The organism is Vibrio sp. KUL80 (genome assembly GCF_059725495.1).
In genome coordinates this window covers 1,774,452-1,794,202 of the sequence record NZ_AP045842.1, presented here as the reverse complement: position 1 = coordinate 1,794,202, position 19,751 = coordinate 1,774,452, and the positions used below count along the sequence as shown (strand labels likewise).

21 protein-coding genes are annotated in these 19,751 nt (G+C 44.3%); 8 read left to right on the top strand and 13 right to left on the bottom strand.

The genetic code is table 11. From position 1 onward, the window contains the following. Positions 1-141 precede the first annotated feature (141 nt). Positions 142-1,689 (bottom strand): arylsulfatase, encoded by a 1,548-nt coding sequence (locus AC6I8U_RS24570; RefSeq protein ID WP_234496868.1) that lies wholly within the window; start codon positions 1,687-1,689, stop codon positions 142-144. A 332-nt stretch (positions 1,690-2,021) separates the two neighbouring features. Between AC6I8U_RS24570 and AC6I8U_RS24565 the strand changes: the two genes are divergently transcribed. Then, the gene (locus AC6I8U_RS24565; protein WP_498018888.1) at positions 2,022-3,587 is read left to right on the top strand and encodes an arylsulfatase; all 1,566 of its coding nucleotides are present in this window, start codon (positions 2,022-2,024) and stop codon (positions 3,585-3,587) included. Between the two features lie 62 nt (positions 3,588-3,649). Here AC6I8U_RS24565 and AC6I8U_RS24560 read toward each other — a convergent pair whose 3' ends face one another. The 5 genes from AC6I8U_RS24560 to AC6I8U_RS24540 form a co-directional block, all read right to left on the bottom strand. Beyond that, entirely contained in the window at positions 3,650-3,895 is a 246-nt protein-coding gene (locus AC6I8U_RS24560; protein ID WP_112477983.1) for a DUF3297 family protein, read from the bottom strand. A gap of 145 nt (positions 3,896-4,040) precedes the next feature. After that, positions 4,041-4,280, bottom strand: a complete 240-nt coding sequence (locus AC6I8U_RS24555; RefSeq protein ID WP_498018887.1) for a hypothetical protein — start codon at positions 4,278-4,280, stop codon at positions 4,041-4,043. A gap of 143 nt (positions 4,281-4,423) precedes the next feature. Beyond that, entirely contained in the window at positions 4,424-5,263 is an 840-nt protein-coding gene (locus AC6I8U_RS24550) for a histidinol-phosphatase (protein ID WP_498018886.1), read from the bottom strand. Positions 5,264-5,401: 138 nt separating this feature from the next. After that, positions 5,402-6,685 (bottom strand): peptidoglycan DD-metalloendopeptidase family protein, encoded by a 1,284-nt coding sequence (locus tag AC6I8U_RS24545; RefSeq protein ID WP_498018885.1) that lies wholly within the window; start codon positions 6,683-6,685, stop codon positions 5,402-5,404. 197 nt (positions 6,686-6,882) lie between these two features. Next, positions 6,883-7,791, bottom strand: a complete 909-nt coding sequence (locus AC6I8U_RS24540; RefSeq protein WP_234496874.1) for an aldo/keto reductase — start codon at positions 7,789-7,791, stop codon at positions 6,883-6,885. A gap of 96 nt (positions 7,792-7,887) precedes the next feature. Here AC6I8U_RS24540 and AC6I8U_RS24535 point away from each other — a divergent pair, with 96 nt between their 5' ends. Both AC6I8U_RS24535 and AC6I8U_RS24530 read left to right on the top strand, forming a co-directional pair. After that, a complete protein-coding gene (locus AC6I8U_RS24535; protein ID WP_498018884.1) occupies positions 7,888-8,283 on the top strand; it encodes a helix-turn-helix domain-containing protein in 396 nt (131 codons plus the stop codon). A 350-nt stretch (positions 8,284-8,633) separates the two neighbouring features. Further along, positions 8,634-9,788 carry a porin gene (locus AC6I8U_RS24530; RefSeq protein WP_498018883.1) on the top strand — a complete coding sequence of 385 codons (1,155 nt, stop codon included), beginning with the start codon at positions 8,634-8,636 and terminating at the stop codon, positions 9,786-9,788. A gap of 321 nt (positions 9,789-10,109) precedes the next feature. On the opposite strand, the gene AC6I8U_RS24525 is transcribed toward AC6I8U_RS24530, so the two are convergent. Continuing rightward, positions 10,110-10,550 (bottom strand): HIT family protein, encoded by a 441-nt coding sequence (locus tag AC6I8U_RS24525; RefSeq protein ID WP_498018882.1) that lies wholly within the window; start codon positions 10,548-10,550, stop codon positions 10,110-10,112. Positions 10,551-10,739: 189 nt separating this feature from the next. Between AC6I8U_RS24525 and AC6I8U_RS24520 the strand changes: the two genes are divergently transcribed. Both AC6I8U_RS24520 and AC6I8U_RS24515 read left to right on the top strand, forming a co-directional pair. Beyond that, positions 10,740-11,186, top strand: a complete 447-nt coding sequence (locus tag AC6I8U_RS24520; RefSeq protein WP_498018881.1) for an exoribonuclease R — start codon at positions 10,740-10,742, stop codon at positions 11,184-11,186. Positions 11,187-11,300: 114 nt separating this feature from the next. Then, positions 11,301-11,861, top strand: a complete 561-nt coding sequence (locus AC6I8U_RS24515) for a phosphohydrolase (protein WP_498018880.1) — start codon at positions 11,301-11,303, stop codon at positions 11,859-11,861. A gap of 43 nt (positions 11,862-11,904) precedes the next feature. Here AC6I8U_RS24515 and AC6I8U_RS24510 read toward each other — a convergent pair whose 3' ends face one another. Continuing rightward, the gene (locus tag AC6I8U_RS24510) at positions 11,905-12,285 is read right to left on the bottom strand and encodes a SpoIIAA family protein (RefSeq protein WP_234496886.1); all 381 of its coding nucleotides are present in this window, start codon (positions 12,283-12,285) and stop codon (positions 11,905-11,907) included. Between the two features lie 236 nt (positions 12,286-12,521). Between AC6I8U_RS24510 and AC6I8U_RS24505 the strand changes: the two genes are divergently transcribed. Then, on the top strand, positions 12,522-12,752 hold the full coding sequence (locus AC6I8U_RS24505) for a PAS factor family protein (RefSeq protein ID WP_042471375.1): 231 nt from the start codon (positions 12,522-12,524) through the stop codon (positions 12,750-12,752). A 53-nt stretch (positions 12,753-12,805) separates the two neighbouring features. Here AC6I8U_RS24505 and AC6I8U_RS24500 read toward each other — a convergent pair whose 3' ends face one another. Next, positions 12,806-13,453, bottom strand: a complete 648-nt coding sequence (locus tag AC6I8U_RS24500) for a glutathione S-transferase family protein (protein ID WP_498018879.1) — start codon at positions 13,451-13,453, stop codon at positions 12,806-12,808. A gap of 393 nt (positions 13,454-13,846) precedes the next feature. On the opposite strand from AC6I8U_RS24500, the gene AC6I8U_RS24495 reads away from it, so the two are divergent. Together AC6I8U_RS24495 and AC6I8U_RS24490 are read left to right on the top strand one after the other, a co-directional pair. Next, the gene (locus tag AC6I8U_RS24495) at positions 13,847-14,230 is read left to right on the top strand and encodes a hypothetical protein (protein ID WP_498018878.1); all 384 of its coding nucleotides are present in this window, start codon (positions 13,847-13,849) and stop codon (positions 14,228-14,230) included. Positions 14,231-14,310: 80 nt separating this feature from the next. Beyond that, entirely contained in the window at positions 14,311-15,342 is a 1,032-nt protein-coding gene (locus tag AC6I8U_RS24490; RefSeq protein ID WP_498018877.1) for an IS630 family transposase, read from the top strand. An 83-nt stretch (positions 15,343-15,425) separates the two neighbouring features. On the opposite strand, the gene AC6I8U_RS24485 is transcribed toward AC6I8U_RS24490, so the two are convergent. The 4 genes from AC6I8U_RS24485 to AC6I8U_RS24470 all read right to left on the bottom strand — a co-directional run bounded on the left by AC6I8U_RS24485 (position 15,426) and on the right by AC6I8U_RS24470 (position 19,721). After that, positions 15,426-16,469: a GMP reductase gene (locus AC6I8U_RS24485; RefSeq protein ID WP_498018876.1), complete on the bottom strand. Its 1,044-nt coding sequence runs from the start codon at positions 16,467-16,469 to the stop codon at positions 15,426-15,428. 457 nt (positions 16,470-16,926) lie between these two features. Continuing rightward, positions 16,927-18,444 (bottom strand): NAD(P)H-hydrate dehydratase, encoded by a 1,518-nt coding sequence (locus AC6I8U_RS24480; protein WP_498018875.1) that lies wholly within the window; start codon positions 18,442-18,444, stop codon positions 16,927-16,929. 104 nt (positions 18,445-18,548) lie between these two features. After that, complete coding sequence (locus tag AC6I8U_RS24475) at positions 18,549-18,794, bottom strand: hypothetical protein (protein WP_042471859.1); 246 nt, start codon at positions 18,792-18,794, stop codon at positions 18,549-18,551. A gap of 18 nt (positions 18,795-18,812) precedes the next feature. Beyond that, positions 18,813-19,721, bottom strand: coding sequence for a DUF6279 family lipoprotein (locus AC6I8U_RS24470; RefSeq protein WP_498018874.1), 909 nt, complete (start codon positions 19,719-19,721; stop codon positions 18,813-18,815). Positions 19,722-19,751 lie beyond the last annotated feature (30 nt).

The following is a 19,751-nucleotide window of genomic DNA, read 5'->3' as shown; positions in this document are numbered from 1 at the left end:
TAAATCTGAATAGCGTTGTTGTGTTTTATGTTTGTAGTCTACTGTATCGCAAGGCTAAATCCATCCAAGTTTATGTAATAAGTGTGAAAAAGAATCCAAATAAAAACGCTCCCTGTTCGTGGGAGCGTTTGTCACTATTGATTACTTGTTGGTTGGAGTCTGAAGCTTATCCATCACTTCATCTAAGTTGAAGCTGGCTGCTTTTTGCCTTGGCGGGAACTCTTTGAAGGTTTCTAAGAACTTACCTACGTACACCTGCGCTGGTACTAGCAGGTAAACCCTATCCAGCATCCAGTCATAGTATGTGTTCGAGGTAACGTCTGCGACTTCATATGGATCCATTCTCAAGTTAAAGATCTTAGGAACTCGCAAAGTCACAAAAGGTTCTGCCCAGATACGAAGTGTGCCCTCTACGCGCTGCTCCATAAAGACCACTTTCCAGTTGTTGTAGCGAAGCGCGGTAAGGTCACCATCATCAGAGAAATAGAAAATCTCTGCTCGTGGAGACTCTTCTGATTCACCAGTTAAGTATGGAAGGAAGTTGTAACCATCAAGGTGAACCTTAAAGTTCTTATCTCCCGCTTGGTGACCTTTGAGGAGTTTTTCTTTCACATCAGGCTCACCCGCCGCTGCCAAGAAGGTTGGTAGCCAATCCATATGATGCATGATGTTATTAGACACTGAGCCTGCTTCGATTTTCCCTGGCCACTTAACCATGGCTGGAACTCGGTACGCGCCTTCCCAGTTGGTGTTCTTTTCACCACGGAATGGCGTCAGACCTGCATCTGGCCAAGTGTTCATATGAGGTCCATTATCGGTTGAGTAGAACACTATGGTGTTATCCTCAATACCGAGCTCGTCGACTTTTTTGAGTAGCTCACCAACATGGTTATCATGCTCAATCATGCCATCAGCATAGAAGCTGATCCCTGATTTCCCTAGGTTGCCTTCTTTAACGTGGGTACGGAAGTGCATTCGAGTCGCGTTCCACCAAACGAAGAATGGCTTCTTCGCCTCAACTGCGCGATCCATAAAATCAAGCGCGGCTGATAGCGTCTCTTCATCTACGGTTTCCATACGTTTACGAGTGAGCGGACCGGTATCTTCAATCTTGCCGTCCGCGTAAGACTTAATGACGCCCCTAGGGCCAAACTGTTTACGGAACTCAGGATCTTTTGGATAGTCGACGTTTTCAGGTTCTTCCTCAGCGTTCAAGTGGTATAAGTTACCAAAGAACTCATCAAAACCGTGATTGGTCGGTAAGAACTCATCTTTATCACCTAGGTGATTTTTACCAAATTGACCCGTCATATAGCCATGCGGTTTGAGCAGTTCAGCAATAGTTGCGTCTTCTGCTTGCAATCCAAGATCTGCGCCTGGAAGACCAACTTTACTTAACCCTGTACGAAGTACACTTTGTCCGGTAATAAATGTCGAGCGTCCTGCCGTACAGGATTGTTCCCCATAATAATCTGTAAACATCATGCCATCTTTTGCGATGGAGTCGATATTCGGCGTTTTATAACCCATTAAGCCAAATGTGTAAGCGCTGACGTTTGATTGTCCGATGTCGTCACCCCAAATGACGAGGATATTGGGCTTATCCTCAGCATAACTGCTTGCTGAAACACCAATTAACGCGGTAGCCAATACAGCTAAGCTCCGCTTAAACCTTGTAGTCGTTGTCATGTATACCTCTACGTTAGTTGGTTGCGTCCTGCCCATTAACGTATAGTCGCAATCATGCATAACCTCCACTAAACAAAGCCCTTTTCTTAGATCCTACCTCACAGTTCCATGGGTTGTAATTGAGAATATTGTCACACTCTCTCAAATGATATAAACAGCGTTTCTCCTCTGTATAAGCCACTGATTTTATTACCCATGCAATACCAATATAACTTTCTTTTATAGTCTCTATAAGACGACTTTGCCCCTAGCCTGACCTAAAGTGCCGAGCATACAGATACCGTCAGGTGTCTCGTTCAAATCCAATAAGTTAAAAGACGATGGAGTCTAGAATGGCGAACCACTTAAGTAAGATTGCAATGGGCGTAGGCCTAGTTGCTACATCTTCGGCAGCAGTCGCAGCAGACCAACCAAACATCCTAGCGATTTTTGGTGATGATGTTGGTTACTGGAATATTAGCGCGTACAACCAGGGTATGATGGGCTACGAAACCCCAAATATTGACCGTATTGCTAATGAAGGTGCACTATTTACGGATCACTATGGACAGCAATCATGTACCGCAGGGCGTGCGGCATTCATCACTGGTCAAGAACCATTCCGTACTGGTCTACTGACCATCGGTATGCCTGGTTCTACACACGGTATTCCTGACTGGGCTCCTACTATTGCAGACTTGTTGAAAGAGCAAGGCTACATGACTGCTCAGTTTGGTAAAAATCACCTGGGTGACCAAGATCAACACCTTCCTACTAAACACGGTTTTGACGAGTTCTTCGGTAACCTTTACCACCTAAACGCGGAAGAAGAGCCAGAGACTTACTACTACCCGAAAGACCCAGAGTTCCGTAAGAACTATGGCCCACGTGGTGTAATCAAATCTTACGCTGATGGCAAGATTGAAGATACCGGTCCCATGACTCGTAAGCGTATGGAGCACGCAGACGAAGAGTTCTTAGAAACCTCGTTGGCGTTCATGGAAAAAGCAGTCAAAGCTGACAAACCTTTCTTCATCTGGCACAACACCACACGTATGCACGTTTGGACACGTCTACAAGAGAAATACCAAGGTAAATCTGGTATCTCAATCTACGCTGACGGTATGTTAGAACACGACGACCACGTCGGTATCTTGCTAGACAAATTGGATGAGCTGAAAATTGCTGACAACACTATCGTTATCTACTCTACCGACAATGGCGCAGAGACAGTAAGCTGGCCTGATGGTGGCGCGACACCATTCCATGGAGAGAAAGGTACAACATGGGAAGGCGGTATGCGCGTTCCTCAATTAGTGCGCTGGCCAGGTGTTATTGAACCAGGCACTCGCATCAATGAAATGATGGCTCACCAAGACTGGTTGCCAACTCTGCTTGATGCCGCTGGCGTTCCTGATGTGAAAGAAAAACTCGCTGAAGGCTATAAAGCTAACGGTAAAGATTGGCGCGTACATATTGATGGCTACAACTTTAGACCTTTCTTCGAAGGTAAAACGGACGAAGCACCTCGTGAATCACTACTTTACTTCACTGCAAATGGTGAGCTAAACGCGGTTCGTTGGAATGATTGGAAACTACACTTCGCGACACTAGAAGGTAACATCACTGACGCGGTTCGCTTCTCTCCAAACTGGCCGAAGATCATTCACCTTCGTGCGGACCCATTCGAGAAAGCACCACACGAATCAGGTATGTACCTGCGCTGGATGGCAGACAACATGTGGTTGTTCGTACCAATTCAAGATGTACTGGGTGACTTCTTCAAGACATTGCCTGACTACCCAATGCAGCAAGGTCAAATGATGAACCCTGCCGCAATCAGCTACCAATCTCTTGGTCTGCAAGGCAAGATGAGGCAACTTGAGCAGCTTCAACAACAAGTTCAGCAGATGAAGTAATCGAGTTGGATGAAAGATAAAAAAAGACCAGCCTTTTGGCTGGTCTTTTTTTTTGTGGCGGATTAAACGTAGTACGCTTCAACCGTGCCTTTAAGTTTGATCAACATTGGTTGACCCCAACGGTCTTTTGCCTTTGGAGAAGGGATTTTTACCCAACCTTCGCTGATGCAGTATTCTTCAACGTCTGTGCGCTCTTTACCATTTAGGCGAATGCCGATTTGGTGTTCAAAACACTCAGCCACGTGGTGTGGGCTACGTGGGTTGCCTGATAGATGATCTGGTAATTCTGGCTTTGCGTTGTCGCTCATGGTGATAACCTGAATGAGTTAGTGAAAAGTGGCTTATTGTAGTCAATAGACTCTATCGCCTCAACAAGTCTCTGCGCATGTGTCGATATTTTCGTCCTCAACGCCAATCTAACTTATAGAAATGCTCTATGTTGCCTAAGAGAAATCAATCGAGATAGTCCTCGACGGTTTTTGTCCCACATACTTCGCACACGCGATGACAAGAGTAAGCGTGTGTTGAGGTCATCAAACCACCGAATACCCAGCCTTTGAGCAAGTTTGCGACAAACGCACTACTATCCTGTGAATGTGCCCCTTCCGCTAGCGCAGGTTTTTCTACAAGTACCACAATGTGTTTCGTTTCCGCACAACATACACTGCATACGCAGTTTTCAATCCTTTGCATGATGGCGCTCCTGATAACCAAGTCGTTGATTTGGGCTCGATTGTAAATCAACCAAGTCGCAAACTATGTTAACCAGGTAGCATATTTAGGCAGAGTTATTGGCTAAATATCAAACAACGCCTTAGACAACAGTTAAACGCGCATTAAAGCACGACATCAGTCCAAACACCGTTCAAGAGAATTCTTTGCGTGTCATAACCAAGGCGTTTTAACAGTCCTTGGCAATGTTCATGGTGTACACCTAGATGGTGGGGAGCATGCGCATCCGCGTTTATTTGGATGGGAATATTGCGTTGTTTGGCTTCTTCTAACAGCCAAGGTGATGGGTAAACATCATCGGTTGCGCCTCTCAGCATACCGCCATAGTTTACCTCGAGTATTACACCGGATTGTGCAACCGCTTCCAAGGCATTAAGTGCAAGTTCTTTGTACCAATCCTCTGACTCATCGAAAAAACCCAAAGCCTTGTTGTGTTTTTTAATAAGGTCGAAGTGCCCCAAGATATCGAATCCCCCAAGCTCACACAACTCAGTGACTCTTTGATAGTATTTCGTGATCATCGAACGGGCACTACCGCCATGAACTTCATTCAGAAGAACTAAAAACTCGTCATGAGGACCATCCACACTGAGCATTGGGTATCGGTCATTCGGCGCTTCTAAGGTGTGTACTGAGCCAATTTTGTAATCGAGTGGAAGTCTTTCCCATCGCTGGTTGCTGGGTGTCGTCACCCCAGGAATAAAGTCGAGTTCCAAGCCAAGGTGGACCTGCGTTTCGGCATGGCCTTTCAGTGCGCTAATTTCTTCAATATACGCATCTAGCTTGTCAGCGTGCATGCAGAAATCATTATCAAAGGGGAGCGGTGCATGAGAGCTAAAGCCAACAGAAACAAACCCAAGACGGTTTGCTTTTTCAAACATCTCCTGAGGAGACCCTTTTCCGTCACAATAGTGACAATGCATGTGGAAATTGCTTAGTAACATCACTTCTACCATCAACCTACTCGACCAAATTAAGATTAATAGTAACGAGCTTGATTCATGTTAGAAAGAAAATTAAGCGCTTAATCTTAAACATTTATTGCTTGTTGAGACTAAGCGCTGATCGTGCAAAAACAGCCCCTACACTCCACTATCTTTCGGTGAGGTATCCTGATTTGCCATGCGTTTATTGGCGACTCGACGGTCAAAATCAGAAATGCGAGCTAAGAACTGTTGTTTCTCTTCTTTTGAAATAGAGGTAGCCAAAGGAAGGTCGACCGTGAGTGGGTTTACCGCTCGGTTACGTACCAACACTTCAAAGTGGAGATGTGGCCCAGTCAATCGCCCTGTTGCACCAGATAACGCAATTTTCTGACCACGCTTTACATGCTGCCCTTGTCTTACCAAAAACTTAGACAAATGTAAGTAACGTGTGGTGTAAACACTGTTGTGCTGAATGACCACATATTTACCAGCATAAGGATGATTGCGGATAGCCGTTACAACACCATCACCTGTTGAGTAGATTGGCGCACCCACTGGCGTTGCGAAGTCGGTACCGTTATGGGGGGATATTCGTCCTGTCACTGGGTGCTTACGTTTGGGGTTGAAGTGGGATGTTACGCGGCGATATGCCTTATCTATAGGATAACGATCAAACGCTTGCTCTAAGCTGTTTCCATCGCGGTCATAGAAGCGCCCATCTTCGGCCAAAAACGCTGCGACCTCTCGGTTGCCTAATTTAATGGAAATCCCTTGAATTTCAGCGTTACCCGTTGGGTGATTACCTAAGTACTGGTGGTTAACTAAAATCTCGAAACGATCGCCGGCACGCAGTTCCCTAGCAAAGTTAACTTTGTCTCTCAGTACTTGAGTAATATTAGCAATCTGTCTCGTTGATAGACCCGCTCGATGTGCAGACGTTGAAAAGCTTCCGTGAACTTCACCAGAATACAGCGTTTCTTTCCATTCCCCCTGCTCTTCTTCAAAACGATACTCAAACGAACCATCCGATTCTTTAGTGTAGATCGCGCGCTCGACCAAACTCTCGTGGAAAATCATCGACATTAGTTGATTAGATTCCGAGTCGATAATGAGCTCGAGGTGATCGCCAGGTTTGATCGTATCAAGTTTTAGTACATTCAGATCAGCTTCGAGAATATGTTGAAGCGTCGAGTACCCAAGGTTCCATGATGAGAAGATGGTACTTAAGGTATCCCCCACTTTAACAAAGTAGTGAACACGAATTGGATGCTCTTTTGTTTGCTCAAGATTTGAAGAAGAATCCGAAATTACCTTGCCTTGATAAGGGGTTACCTTTATTGCAATAGGCTCTGGTGAAGGCTCAGGCAAAAAACTGATGAAAGAAGCGGAAGAGAGAGCGATGACTGCGATAGTCAACAGAATAGGACGAACAAGCTTCATAATGATGATACGGAAAACGACTAATTGTTATGTTATAACATTATCATCAACTAAAGAAAACACACCTATTGTCAAACTTTGTATCAAGCCATAATCAGCGTTACGCCTTATTGTACTGCGAAAACGGATCAGAAAAGAAAAACGCCACAAAATGTTTCAATTTTATGGCGTTTATTGGTTCAAAGTATCATTGCGTTCTATGGCACACCATGTCCTTTAGATGCAACCCATACTCGGTACCATTGCTCACGCGTTAACTCGATATCAAGCGCCGCGATTGCAGCTTTAACGCGATCGATTTTACCAGAGCCAATGATTGGTAGTGGGTTCGATGGTAACTGCTTGACCCAAGCATAGATAACTTGATCAATACTTGTTGCACCGACTTCTGCACGAATTGCCTCTAGCTCACTACGCACTCGTTTTGCCTGCTCAGATTGACCATTGAAGATCTCACCACCAGCCAAGGTAGACCAAGCCATAGGAAGAACGCGCAGTTGCTGAAGTTGATCAAGAGTACCGTCGTGAGCAACCTCGAAATTAAGTGGATTAATCTCAACTTGGTTAGTAACCAGCGGCTTACTTAGGCGTGACTGTAAAAGCTCGAACTGACGAGGTGTAAAGTTTGACACACCAAAGTGCTTAACCTTACCAATCTTGTATAGTTCATTGAATGCATCCGCAACTTCGTCAGCATTCATCAACACATCTGGACGGTGGATGAGAAGCACATCCAACTCATTCACACCCAGTCTTTGCAATGAGTTATCTACCGACTCGTAGATGTGTTTTGCACTCGTATCGTAGTGGTTGATCTTACGATCCGGAAACTTGTCACTACAAAGTTTGATGTCGCACTTCGATACGATTTGGATTTCTTTGCGAACCGATGGGTCTAGCGCTAGCGCCTCACCAAACAGTGTTTCACACTCATAGTTACCGTATATATCCGCGTGATCAACAGTCGTCACACCTAACTCGATATGCTGCTTAAGGAAGGTAAGACGCTCTTGTGGTGTCATTCCCCAGTCAGCCAAACGCCAATACCCCTGAACCAACTCCGAAAAGTCAGGTCCACTTGGCGCCATCGTTACTTTAGAAACCATGGGTTATCTCCTTATTTAACTCTGCCCACATCCTAAGCTTGTTTACAGGTGCCCACAACGGCTAAAATTCGAAAAAACGAACTGGAGTACGAAGTTGTGAGCTTTGCTGAAAGACTTAAAGAATTGATTGGACAAGAAAGCGTCAGCGGATTTGCACGTCGCGTCGATCTGTCCGAAGCTCTCATTCGCAAATACCTTAAAGGTAGTGAACCAAGCTTAGCAAAAGCCAACCAAATCGCTATGAAAGCCAACTGCTCGCTAGAGTGGTTAGCAACAGGTTGCGGCTACTTATATAGACAAGCAGAAGTCGTCGACATGCCCGCCTATCAACTTGCCCATGAGACTGTTTTGGGTACAACCCTAGCACCAGAGGAGATTCTTACCCACCGTAAGCTCATTACAGCTTATCAGTACTTACGAGCCACCAAGAAAAGCGACGGTCATCTAGATGCTCATGGCATGAAAAGGCTTCTCGCCACCGTTGATAACTAATATATCTCTCAATATGACTTTCAGAGCATTTACACTAACAAAACAATCTCGATCATTTTGTTAACATCCATTTGAGAAACACGTAATAGTCCACTCATTCCATTCGAAATAAAAATAGATCATCATTCGCCGCTTAAATAAATGTGACCGAGATTAAACACACGTTTGAATAAAATACTTTACACTAATATCAACAAACAGATTTATTAAGAGCGCTGGAAATATTCCCTTTCTTGAATATAACCTCCTCTCCAATAATGTCCCCCAATAGTGGTATTCAAAAATAGAAATATTTTTTGAAGGGGATTCTTATATCCGAAGAAACGGAATAAATATAAAAAGGAACACATATGAAGACTCTATTCAAACTTTCTACATTGGCGGTGAGTGTATTTGCTGCCTCGCAAGTTGCGGCTGTAGAGCTATATAATAATGAAGGAACCTCTGTAGAACTTTCGGGGGTATTAGCGGCACACATGGCATCATATGGCTATGACGAAAACAGTGCTGCTGCTGCAGTGTTTGATAGTGAAAACATCACTATCGAAGATCCAGGTTCAAATTTTGCCCTAGATATCAGACATCAACAAGGAAAGGTGTATGGTTTAGGACGCCTAGCGTGGGATGTGAACTTCCAGACTTCATCGGCAGCTGAAACAACGATGAAAATAAACGAACCATTGACTGCTCGTGAGACATACATTGGTTTCGGCCACGATGATTTTGGTTCGGTCACTATTGGTCGTCAAACTAGCCCATATATGAAAACTGACAAAGGTTTCTACTCCATTTGGGCAGGTGGTTTCAACCAAAGCTTCTCGGATGAACTGGGCTCACGACGTGCTATCAATGCTGTGGTTTGGCAAAACGATTTCGACAACCTTTATGTCGGTCTTCAATATCAAGCAAAACGCGAAGTGGAAGGCATCGCATTTGGTAACGGTGGTACTTACGGCGAAGTATTCTTGGGTGATACGACAATCGACAGCGGTTATGCAGCTGCCATTGCATACACTTTCGAAAGCACTGGTACTTATGTAGCTGCAGCATATAACCGCTCAGATGATATTACAGGTGATGTTAACAACTTCTTTGGCGACCCTATCTCTCTTCGTAATGCTGAATTCTCTCAATACTCTATCGCGCTAGAGCAACACTTCATGGAAGGTGCAATATCTGTATCAGCGCGTTATGAGCACTATGACTCAAAGAATGGCGCATCAAGCACATTCTATGATGTCAGCGGTAACAGCTTTGGCGCGGGTGCAAACATGTATCTAAGTGATCAATGGCGTATCTATGCAAACTATGAGATGGGTGCTGAAGAGAACAACCAAGGCGGTCCTGACGTTTCTGACTTCAGTATGGTTGCTCTTGGTACAGGTTTCGCACCTGTTGCTTGGGGTGAAGTCTATCTAGAGGCGTACAACGATAAACTTAAGTTTTATGGTGAAGATGGCGGCAAAGGAACACACGTATTCTTAGGCGCTGCTGTATTCTTCTAAACCATCCTAGCTAAGACAATATATTTAAAAGCTCTTTGTAAGCTATGTATAAAGAGCTTTTTGTGATCTATCTGTAAAACTGTTGACCACAGTTATTTTATCAGCACAATAACAAAGGCACATTCCTTATATTCCACCATCAATAACGGACCCACAGTTAATTACAGAAACCACGATAAATATAAAAAGTCAAACACAGAAAGAGAAAACAATCGAGTTCATAAATATAAGTTCGGACAAGCTTGCCAGTACTGCCCAGCCACTTTAACCTGCTAAAAATCGAATAGAAACAACAACTATAATGACTGCTGATTTTGATAGCTACCGATTAACTAGCCACTTACGCTGAACGTTTTTCAAGTTCTTATCCGAGCCAAGAGAACTGAAAGGATTGATAAAGCGAGTCAACAATCGCCAGTAGAAGCCAAACGTATCACCACGTCGTCTTGGTATTAGATGCAAATGCACATGAGGAATGTGCTGCCCTGAAAGCTTTCCGTTGTTCACTAACAAGTTGTAGTCTTCAACCCCTTCCATGCAAGTAGGAAGTCGCCTCCCAAGCTCTCGGGCAAATTCAAACATGGCATGATACTCATCATCAGCTAAATGTTCTAAATGTGACTCATGAGTTTGGCTAATAATCAGTATGTGACATTCGGTAATGGGATAGCGATCAAGGACTGCTTTTAGTGGACCTTTCTGAGCGATTAACAGATGCTCCAACTTGTCGTCATTGATATCGCAAAAGATGCATGGTTTCATCGGATTTTAGCCTTTTCCTTGGTTGTAGTATCGGAACTCCTTGGTGTTGAGCGCGTGTTCTCTCGATCCTCACCCCACAGGCCGCTATTGAACACCTTCTTACATGAATTGCGATCAATATTCAGTCTGGAAATATTCCCTCAACAGCTTACAATGCATGCTAAAAATGCTAGCTAGAGTATACCACCAATGATCCCCGACTATACGTTCGACACCCTAAACACCATGCCACGCGAAGAACTAGAAGAATTTGCAGCACGCATGATCAGCCGCATGGTACCTGAAGACGTCATGAATGAGCTTTTCACATTCGACCAAGAGGAAGTCGATAATGAAGAGCGTATGATGGCGAGTCAGCTTGACGCTATTCTGAGAATGACGGCAATTGCGCTTAGCGAGATTCAGCAAGCTTTTGATGATTCTGAGAACGCCAATCAAAACAGTGAACGAATGACGCGCTTGGTGCTTTGGCACTTCTATGCAGTCTCTTTCAACCTAGAGAAAGCCATTCCACTGCAAACACACTGTAATCACGTAGAAGCTCTACTGGGTAATAGACCACAGGATGTTTTAGGCTGGGTCAAAGTACTCAATGACCTATTACATACCTACGCGGGAATCAACGAGGGCAAGTAATTAGCATTCGCAGTCGGTAATACCACTCCCAACCAACACATATTAGTGACCTTGGGTAGTCTATGCTTATGAGACGAAAATCTTCGTTAGCTTATGAGCAAAGGGGGAGTGAACATGTCAGAGATCGCTATACAGCTTGAACGCCCACGAGTTGAAATGCTCTTTAGTCGATACCAAGAAATCATTGGTAATGACTATATAGGATATAGAAACCATGTCTATCGCACCATTACTTACGCTATGCACTTTCTGAACAATGCCGAAGAGTACGAGCAAATTGTTGAGACCGCATTTGTGTACCACGATATTGGTTTATGGACAGATCACGAGCTTGCCTACCTTGAGCCTTCAGAAGCCGTAGCCTTAGCGGATAACGAACAATATGAATGGGGGCTAGACCCTGAATTACTTAGGGGTGCCATCCATTGGCACCATAAGATCACGCCGTACACCGGTCCACATGCAAAGGTGATTGAAGCATGCAGAAAAGCGGACTGGATCGATGCTTCCAAAGGTATGGTGCGCAAAGGACTAAGCAAAGAATCCATTGCCAAAGTAGAGGCAGCCTTTCCCAACCATGGATTTCATGACACCTTGCTTCGCTTAGCTAAAGACTATGGTGGTTCAACACTCGTTGGCGGTATTAAGGTCACCAAAGGCATTGTTAAGTGGTAGAGTTCAAAAAAGGTCGGGACATGCCGACCTTTGTCTCCAATATTTAATCTGTTAGCCAGTCCACGGCAGATTGATAATCACCAAATGATTCCATGTCCCCAGATATAAACCAACTCCCTACTTTAGCCGCAAGCTCTTGCCAATTTTTATCACCGTAGATTGCAATCTTGTCTATGCTAGTGCCGACCTTTAGACCAAGTTTGAAATCATCCCAAGCAGCTCTCAGTTCCCAGCCTGTTAGCTCTGTGATATCTACCAGCATCTTAAAACTCCCAGACGATAAGCCGGATAAGCTCGACTCCAATACGGGAACAATGGTTTCATAATCACTATGTGTTAGCTTGCCTGAAGCTTTCAGCACCAGAACGGATTCCGCATTAAGTCGCTCAATACCTATGGTGATACCGTGACGTTCTGTGTTCATAACCAATCCCCTTTTCTGTGTTTTCATTCTATAGCCTAGGATACATACGAGTTCACAAATGAGAGCGAACTAGCACTTGTAGCGTTTGATAAATGAGAAATGAAAATGCTAAAACGAGTAGGAATATGGAGGTACCTCGCTAGGTGAGATGTTGGATATGTGATAGTTGCATAAGAAAAACTCTAACAAGGTCGCTACAATCTAGCTCCCCCGAAAAGATAAAAAAATGGACCACGATGAAAGACCTTATTTATGAAACGCTTGTCAGCCTATCAAACCAAACCCCGGAGCAACATTCTAGAATTCGACAAAGTTTGTATGAGCAATTAGATTTGCCATTCGACAAGCAGTTGGATCTCTACGCTGCAGCATTAGGACCAGCGAGTTCAGGAAAACTCGACAGCGAGCAAGCGATGAACAGCGCAGTAGAAAGCGCGATTCGATTGCTAGAGACACCAGAGCGTTAAGCCCCTAAAACAGCCCATTCCCCCTGGGCTGTTTCTCTTTAAGAGCACCCTCTTCACTTTTCGGAAGTCATCTCGGACAAATCCATCTCTTCAATTCCACATACTGCTTGTATGGTTGGATTATCACACATTCTCCTCAGGTAGCGGGCTAAATGCTCGAATGTCATCGGTGACTTTGGTACAGGCAATGACCATTCAGCAAGCATAAACAAGAAATAGTCACAGGCCGACAGTTTGTCACCGAGTAAAAAATCGTTCTGAGCGAGCTGCGCATCAATAATCGCCAGTGCTTCAGCAATGCGGTCATCTTGCGCGGCGAGAATATTGGGTATGGTTGACTCATCATCAGTATGTCTATGCGGATAATACTTCACCATCAACTCGGCTTGGAGCGTATTAGTCAAAAACGCGAGCCATTGGAAAAACAATGGACGCTTTGGGTCACCAATTTTAGGCAAGAGCCCAGATTCAGGGTAAAGCTCACATATATGGATGCATATTGCCGCACTTTCAAATATCGGTTGGTCATTGACAACCAACGTTGGAATGCGACCTGCAGGGTTCAATCGCAAATAGTCTGGCGACTTTTGAGAGTTAGATGCCTTATCGACCAGAATCAACTCATAGTCAGCACCAACGTGATGCAGTAGAAAGTGAGGGGCTAAGCTTGCGTTGTTTGGGTAATAGTAAAGCTGGAACAAAGTATGACTCCATGTCTTGTACACTCAGTTTTTTATCATGCCTGCCTTAGCTAACCGTCACAACCTTTGATTTGTGCTTAAAAACGTTAGTTGCATACGAATTTACGAAATCAAAAGTCGCTTAGTGATTTTATATAATCTTCCTACACAATAAATGGTTCCATCGTCGAACCAATAACTTTTCCAATATAGGGCGATAGCTAATCATAAGGCCCTTCCCTATTTTGGTAAAATTGCACTGCTTTTGTTCATATCCCCCTAATATACGGCTAACCAAATCCTAATACGGTACTTAAATTTGGAAACACTCACCTCATAAGATACCGCATTTAACTTTAAAATAGTCGTACACCCAATCATCACGTTCTTAGATAGACTGAAAGGTGGTATGCCATGAATTACAAAGCTCAACAACTTCTTAAACATCTATGCTCTCAATATGATCAGCTATCAAAAAAGTATCAGTCTGAGCCCTTCCCTGTTTTCGCAACGACATTTAAAAGCGAATACGGACACTGCTTAGTGCGTAGCATGGCCGGCAGTCAACGCTTTAGTATCGTGTCGATTAACTTTTGTCCTTCAGCAAGAAGCCAAGGCGTACTGACTAAATTTATCGAGTATATTGAGAACCACCCCTACCACTACCGTGGTGTAGAGGTCGCGATTATTGAAAATGCAGGGTTAGCTGCTCGCCTAAAGCGTTTAGGTTGGGAGTATAAGTCACTGTTCAGCAAATTATTTTTTTCTAAGAAACCAACGCTAATCCATGACTTCTAATTCCTGTCGAACTGACTGGCTATACCAGTGATCATTGAAGACGCTTGATTTTTCCTGAATAGAGGATCATGCTAGCAACTATGAAAATTACTCTGACCAATGAACAGAAGCAGGAACTAAAAATCCAGCACAGCACAACGCGTGACGGACGAGTTCGTGACCGTATAAAAGCGGTTATTCATGCGAGTAATGGTTGGTGCCCCGAAGAAATTGCAGACGCACTTCTTATTCATGAATCCACTGTTCGTCAACATATCAAAGATTACCTAGAGTCGAACAAGCTCAAGCCTGAAAATGGCGGTTCACAAAGCTATCTATCGGCTCAGCAAACCCAAGAGTTGGTTCAGCATCTAACTGAAAATACATACCACCATTCGTCCGAGATTATTGCGTACGTATTTGAAAGGTTTCAGATTCACTATAGTGTTCCTGGCATGAACAAATGGCTTCATCACAATGGTTTCAGCTACAAACAGCCGAAAGGCGTTCCACATAAGTTCGATGAGGAAAAACAGCAAGCGTTCATAGAGGCTTATGAAGCACTGAAAGCAAGCTGTGGCGAGGATGAATCGATAGTGTTTATCGATGCCGTTCACCCCACACTGTCAACCAAACTCTCCCATGGTTGGATACGTACAGGTCAAAGTAAAGTTCTGGACACAACAGGTAATCGTAGCCGATTGAACATTGTTGGTGCTTTGAACCTATCAGATATTGGAGCGACCATTGTTAGCGAATACGACAGCATTAACAGTGAAAACATGGTTCGATTTTTCTGTAAACTCAGAGAGAGCTACCCGTTAAATCACAAGCTCCATGTCATCTTAGATGGAGCTGGATATCACCGCAGTGATTTAGTCAGAGATGCGGCATTTGTCCTTAATATTGAACTGCATTATCTCCCACCTTACAGCCCGAATCTTAACCCAATAGAGCGGCTTTGGAAGGTTATGAATGAGAAGTCAAGGAATAACGTTTACTTCAAAAGTAAACGGGATTTCAAGGAAGCCATTACCCAATTCTTTACTGTGACTCTTCCAGAGATTGCAGGCTCGCTGACGTCTCGAATTAATGATAATTTTCAGGTGTTCAAGCCTGCATCTTCAAGTTGATTGGGTATATAACAAAATCGTAGATACAAATGATAAAAAAAGAGCCGCTAATTAGCGGCTCTTCGATAATTCAAGGCTCAGATTTACTCTTTACCAAACACGTTGTTTTCTTGCTCTTGTACACGGATGAACGTAGTACGCTTAGTAAGCTCTTTAAGCTTAGCTGCACCTACGTAAGTACACGTAGAGCGAACGCCACCAAGAATGTCTTGGATAGTGTTGTTTACGTCGCCACGGAACGGAAGAAGAACTGTTTTACCTTCTGCTGCGCGGTAGTTTGCAACGCCACCAGAGTGCTTGTCCATTGCAGACTGAGAAGACATGCCGTAGAACTTCATGAATTTCTCGCCATCTTTTTCAATAACTTCACCGCCAGACTGTTCGTGACCTGCTAGCATACCGCCAAGCATTACGAAGTCTGCGCCGCCACCGAATGCTTTCGCTACGTCACCTGCACATGCACAGCCACCGTCACCGATGATCATGCCGCCAAGGCCGTGTGCTGCGTCAGCACATTCAATGATTGCAGAAAGCTGTGGGTAACCAACACCTGTTTTAACACGTGTAGTACATACAGAACCAGGGCCGATACCTACTTTAACGATGTCTGCACCAGCAAGGATTAGCTCTTCACACATATCGCCAGTTACAACGTTACCTGCAGAGATAGTCTTGTTAGGAAACTCAGCACGTACTTTTTGTACGTACTCAACTAGGTGCTCTGAGTAACCGTTCGCGATATCGATACAGATGAACTCTAGGTCTTCGCTTAGCGCTAAGATTTCTTTTGTTTTCTCGAAATCACGCTCAGATGTACCTGTTGATACGAATACTTTATTTAGCGTCTCTTTTGATGCGCCTTTTACGAACTCTGCCCACTGCTCAACTGTGTAGTGTTTGTGCATTGCAGTCATTACGCCGTACTGCGCAAGAGCCGTTGCCATTTCAAAACTACCCACTGAATCCATATTTGCAGCGATTACTGGTGTACCAGACCATTGACGACCACTGTGCTTGAATGTAAAATCGCGCGTTAAATTTACTTGAGAACGACTTTTCAGTGTTGAACGCTTAGGGCGAAACAGTACATCTTTAAAGCCTAACTTAAGTTCTTGTTCGATACGCATTGTAAAAATTCCTCGATTTATTAGTACATGTTCCAGTGGGCATATGTCTAAACATGATGCGTTGGCTTACCGTTGGCAGACGGTTTACCTTTCTTCGGACACAAAAAAACCGGAGCGTTGGCAGACGCTCCGGTTTTCAGCATTATAGGTCGCGAAAACTTTCTCGCAAGACTGATATTTCATTTTTTTTTGTGATACCATTCCGAAAAGCTACAAATTCGCCTCCAGCAAACTTCCAAAACCCTCTTATTTTCGAACACATACACTTATATTTCAACAGCTTAAATAAAAATCCACTAACTACTCGCAACAAAAACATGCCTAAGCAAACGTTTTTCTCCTGTTGATTTTGTCATCAAACGCATCAAATTGCGGCTTTTTGACCTAAAACTTGCGGTTAATTAGCGAGCATATCATCAAGAAAAAACAAACTTTTTTAATCCATACTGCACATTTCTTACGTCCAAAGGCCGTTGACACAAAGTCGAATCTCATCAAGCAAGTCAGAAGCCATTAACCCTGCTTCTCCGTATCGAGTCACATTTTTATCAGCAGCAAGGCTATGAACTAATGTACCAATTACAGCGGCCTTGAACATTGGATAGCCCTGAGCGAGTATAGAGGCAATTACACCTGCCAGAACATCTCCCATACCACCCGTCGCCATGCCTTCATTGCCTGCATGGCAAACAACTACGGTTTTTCCGTCACTGATTAAAGTCCCTGCACCTTTTAATACAACCACACCGCCATACTTTGCTTGAAGCCGTTTAATCGCATTGAAACGATCAGCTTCGATGTCAGTTGTCGCGCAGTTTAAAAGGCGCGCTGCCTCTCCGGGATGAGGGGTGAGTACGTAGTTTGAGTAAGCTTCCACCTTCTCTTCGGCAGCTAGCCAATAAAGTCCGTCGGCATCAATAACCATTGGCCTTTCATGTGAGAGAGCTTGATTAAATACATGGGAGAACACGTTTTTTCCCCACTCATCTCGACCTAAACCAGGACCAACACATACTGCTTTGCTCCACACGGAGCGTCGTGCCAGTTCCTGAGAATCCGCCTCGCTGACCATAGCCTCTGGCAGTAATGAACGTATTGAATGCAAACTTTCAGCGTGACATAGGGTTGCAACTAATCCTGCCCCTGCACGAAGCGCCGAACACGAAGCAAGATACGCCGCGCCGCCCATGCCATTGTTACCACCGACCAGCAAAACGCTTCCTTGAGTCCCTTTGTGAGCATCTAGCGGCCGTTTCTTTATAAGATTTAGCCATGAATGATTAGTGAGTAAAGCACTCGGTGCATTCTGCTGTGCGAAAATAGAATCAACCCCAAGACCTGCGAAGTGCAACTGACCAGTAAACGCTCGGGCTCTTGCCGTCACTAGCCCTTGTTTTGTTCCAATGAACGTAACGGTTGCGTCAGCGAGCACGGCATTACCGGCTATAGAACCCGTGTCGGTATTCAATCCAGATGGGGTGTCGACAGCAATCACAGAGGCTTTAGATTGGTTGATACGATCAATAACATGCGAGTAAAAATCGCGGACATCACCACTAATACCCGTTCCCAGCAAGGCGTCTACAATGACATCGGTATTTTCTGGGACGACATTCTTAGGTGATGAAATCGAGCCACCCGCAGCTAAAAAATCATCGCGCGCCCTCGCCGCATCTCCAACAAGTACGTTTGAAGACCCTAGCTGCCATAGTTCGACGTCAATGTTGTGCTCTAAGGCGAGCTTACCAACCACATAGCCATCACCACCGTTGTTACCCTTACCACAGCAGACCAAGATACGAGATACATTCTCAAATTGACTTATAAGACATTCAAATACCGATTGCCCAGCGCGTAACATCAAAGTGTACATATCGATATCACAAGCCTTAGCTGCAGCCCTTTCACCTTCTCTGACTTGAAGAGAGGTATAGAGCGCTTCAGGAAGTGTGGTGAAGTGATGATTGGTATTCATAGCGCATTCCGTTGTTGTCGTCACCAATGACTAGTTGGTATTAGCATAACAAACGTACTGCGCTACGAATGTGAGAAGAATAGACGAATCAGAAAAGCGTTGGCTTACAAGGTATATTGCGGCCACAGAACGTGCAGAGCAAACCTAAGTACAACTGCGAAAATAACAAAGGCAACGCCAAGACGATAACGCTTGTACTCGCCTACGTTCATTGGTACTCGCTTGTAGAACATGGTCACAACACCCTTCCAGTCATGACTGCGGCGTCCATATTGCACAATACCCGTGAGTATAAAGAGAACGCCGACTACCAATAGTGCCTTCTCAGTCCAAAATAACCCTAGTTCCATCATACAGGTACTCGCTCCTTAAATTAGTACCTGTTCAGTGTAAGACGTAAAGACTAAAAATTCTCTTGGACTATGGTCTAATGACATCGACGTCATCAGGTCTTCTGCAATGGTTTTCCACTCATCAATTTCTGACGCCAAATGAGATTGCTGCTTGGCATTAATACTGTTTACTGCAAGCGCAATGTACTTAGCAGCCAACGCGCGATTGTGCGCGATCTTAGAGGCAAGCTCTGGAGTGTAATAGCTTTCTGAATCATTCAAAAAACGCTGGAACTCAGGCTGGTAATAGGCAAGGTCTGCACGGCGGTTGAGAAGCTGACGCATGTAGTAATTCATCTGCTTACGGTGTTCCTGCCAGTCAAATACCGTGACTTTCATACTGCTTGCCCACTCTTTAGCTAACAGCTTTTGCGTATCATTGATAGAGCCGAACCAACGCTCGAAGTTTTCCTCTATGCGCTCGTGATAAATCTCCCGAACTTCATCATCATTCATACCTTCATATTTCTTTACGAAGTCTCGATTTTTTTCTTCAAAGTTCTCAATGAGTTCTTTTACTTGCTCATCACTCATTTGCTGAGTCAAAGCGTACAAGTCAGGAGTGATCTGCTCTACCAGGCGCTTGGTGTGTGTTTTGACCTCATCCATTTGTGCTAGCACATAGTCGCTATCTACTTGCTTAGGGTCTTTATTACTAATAGCATCGAGCTGTTTGACGTACTGTGGTAGCTCATTTTCTTTATGCCATTGCCCAAGCACAAGAATCCGTTCACTAAGAATGTCCTCCTGACCATCGTTGAGCGTCACATAGTCGTCAATATATTCCACCAACAACCAATCTAGGTTGCTATAGAGAAACTTAGTCGTACAACCCGTAATGACAAACAGCAAGCCAACCGCCCATAGCCTTGATTTCTTGAACACTTTGCTCTCCATTTCAATTCTGAAAACCCG